Origin of the sequence: Bacillus sp. AFS098217 (assembly GCF_002551815.1) — a bacterium.
Lineage (GTDB): Bacteria > Bacillota > Bacilli > Bacillales > Bacillaceae_G > Bacillus_A.
In genome coordinates, this window is sequence record NZ_NVPR01000058.1 from 15,602 (window position 1) to 18,098 (window position 2,497).

The following is a 2,497-nucleotide window of genomic DNA, read 5'->3' on the forward strand; positions in this document are numbered from 1 at the left end:
GTTACAAATAGAGTGAAAAAATATACGCTTGAATTGTACCGGCATACTTACTGCGAAGAATTTATTTTATTTACTAATGATGTAAAGAGTTGTTCCATTGTCATACTCTCTAATATTTGCTCCTATAATACAATCAGGATTCGGCTTTTCATGGAAATGAAACAATTTTTCCTCTTCTACAACATCCACCGCTCGATACACGTCTAATAAAGTGAAACTTTAATCAGTGGGGGTTCTTCATCCCCCACTGATTATTACTTGGTTCGGTGACAATGTAGCAACACATTGACTTTACAATATCTTTTTAAAACTATACTCCATTTCTCCAGCTAGTGCTTCAGGAGTATCACCAGTTTCTCTGAAATCATGTGTATGAATTTGTTCAAACGGACCAAAATTTACTTGCTTATAAAATTCATAGCAAGGGAATCCATCATGTACACCTTGAATATCGACAGTACCATCTTTTTTGACATGTACAGTTAATAGATAGTCAACGGGAGGTGCATATACATTTAATGGGTTGCTAGCACTTGCACTCATTTGAAACTTGACGTCATCAGAACTCCATACAATATCAGTGCACAAAATACCTTCTGTACTAGCTTTTCCTGTTCTTTTCTTAACGGAACCATCTGGATTTGTGACTCTTTCTGTTGTTATGCCAGTATTCGCATATGTGAAAATTTCTTTTTTGTAAAAATCTACAACTACTTCTTGTTCAACTCTTGAACGCATAGCGTTTACGGCATAAGGTGTAAATTCACGTGAGTCACCTTCAAATTGGATTACGTTTCCCGTTTGAAGATCCTTCTTAGGTTCAGTCCAAGACATTGGAATAAATACGCTTGCTCTAATTTTAACGATATTAGTCATGAGACACACCTCTGTAATTCTAATTTTATTTTGGGTAATGCATAACATTGAACCCTTGAGCAAAACAGGTCGCAATTTCTTTCGCATAATCAATTGCTTTTCCTTTCAAATTTGCTGCTCTTGTTTAAATAGTGATGCTCTTCTGATTCATATTTATATCTAGATTGTCGTTTTAAAACTATATTCCATTTCTCCAGCTAACGCTTCTGGAGTGTCACCAGTTTTTCTGAAATCATGTGTATAGATTAATTCAAATGGACCAAAATCTGTTTGTTTATAAAATTCATAGCAGGGGAACCCATCATGAGAACCTTCAATATGCACAATGCCACTTTCGTTAACACGTATAGTTAATAAATAGTCAGCCGCAGGTGCTGCTGTATTTAAAGGATTGCTGGCACTTGCACTCATTTCAAAAGAAACTTCATCTGCGCCCCACAAAACATTCGTACATACAATGTTTTCTGTACCTGTTTTTCCTTTTTTATGCTCAATAGAACCATCTGGATTTGTAATTTTCACAGTTACGATACAAGCATCTGCAAATGTGAAAATTTCTTTTTTATAAAAATCAATAATTACTTCTTGCTCTAATCTTGATCGCATTGTGTTTACAGCGTATGGTGTAAATTCACGCACATCACCAGCATATTCGAATACCCTTCCTGTTGCAGGATCTTTAATAGGTTCCAACCAAGCATACGGTGCAAATACACTCCCTCTAATTTTAACGATATTAGCCATGAGAACCCTCCATAATGTATTAATTTTTATTTCGGTGAATCCTATTTCTTTCATAATCGAATTATAGTCAACTTGATTGACTATAATATGCATAGTACAATACAATTTGAATAAAGTCAACTTGATTGACTACATTACACGTAGTACAATGGAGTCCAAATAAAGTCAACATAATTGACTTTATTTAAGGAGGTTTTATGTATGAATCATCAAGCATTGAATGAATTAGATCTTACATCACTTTTGTCATTATCTTTTAGTGCATCGATTAATGAACTACATGACAGATTGAATGAATTGGGATTTGAAGATATTAGACCTGCACATGGTTTTATGTTTAAATGCATCACTCCTAATGGTGCAACAGGTATAGAACTAGCTGAGTACTTAGGAATTACAAAGCAAGCTGTAAGTAAAATGGTGGATTATCTTGAGAAACGCGGTTATGTAATGCGCCAAACTCATCCCACTGATAAGAGAGGGAAAATTATTGTTTTGACCGAACGAGGTTGGTTAGTAGTGAAAGCAAAAGACGAGATACTAACTGAGATTGAGGGGCGCTGGATCGAAAATATAGGTGCTGAACGAGTGCAAATGCTCAAAGAAGATTTAACAAAATTAGTTTATGAAGCAAATGAAGTGAAATCAACATCGAGGTTAAGACCTGTTTGGTAAATATAGAGTTTTTGAACTCCCCCACTTATCGGCCAATGCCGCTTGAAGTGGGGGATTCCTACGATATATATACATCAATTAAAAAACTGACATAAAACCCCTCTTTTCAGGTAGGAGAGAGCATCTGGCCATGCATAGAAGCGGTCAGGGCCTTTTTCTACCACATGCGAAGTAAAAACAGAAAGAGCAAACGAGTGTAGGT

At 35.7% G+C, this 2,497-nt stretch carries 3 protein-coding genes and 1 pseudogene; 1 reads left to right on the forward strand and 3 read right to left on the reverse strand.

The window, feature by feature from the left end:
• Positions 1 to 108: 108 nt before the first annotated feature.
• The 3 genes and pseudogenes from COO03_RS28155 to COO03_RS16315 all read right to left on the reverse strand — a co-directional run.
• Positions 109 to 213, reverse strand: a pseudogene (locus COO03_RS28155) (Rrf2 family transcriptional regulator); the annotation flags it as partial.
• A gap of 78 nt (positions 214 to 291) precedes the next feature.
• On the reverse strand, positions 292 to 876 hold the full coding sequence (locus tag COO03_RS16310) for a DUF3238 domain-containing protein (protein ID WP_097898163.1): 585 nt from the start codon (positions 874 to 876) through the stop codon (positions 292 to 294).
• Between the two features lie 159 nt (positions 877 to 1,035).
• A complete protein-coding gene (locus tag COO03_RS16315) occupies positions 1,036 to 1,620 on the reverse strand; it encodes a DUF3238 domain-containing protein (RefSeq protein WP_097898164.1) in 585 nt (194 codons plus the stop codon).
• A 201-nt stretch (positions 1,621 to 1,821) separates the two neighbouring features.
• On the opposite strand from COO03_RS16315, the gene COO03_RS16320 reads away from it, so the two are divergent.
• The gene (locus tag COO03_RS16320) at positions 1,822 to 2,295 is read left to right on the forward strand and encodes a MarR family winged helix-turn-helix transcriptional regulator (RefSeq protein WP_097898165.1); all 474 of its coding nucleotides are present in this window, start codon (positions 1,822 to 1,824) and stop codon (positions 2,293 to 2,295) included.
• Positions 2,296 to 2,497 lie beyond the last annotated feature (202 nt).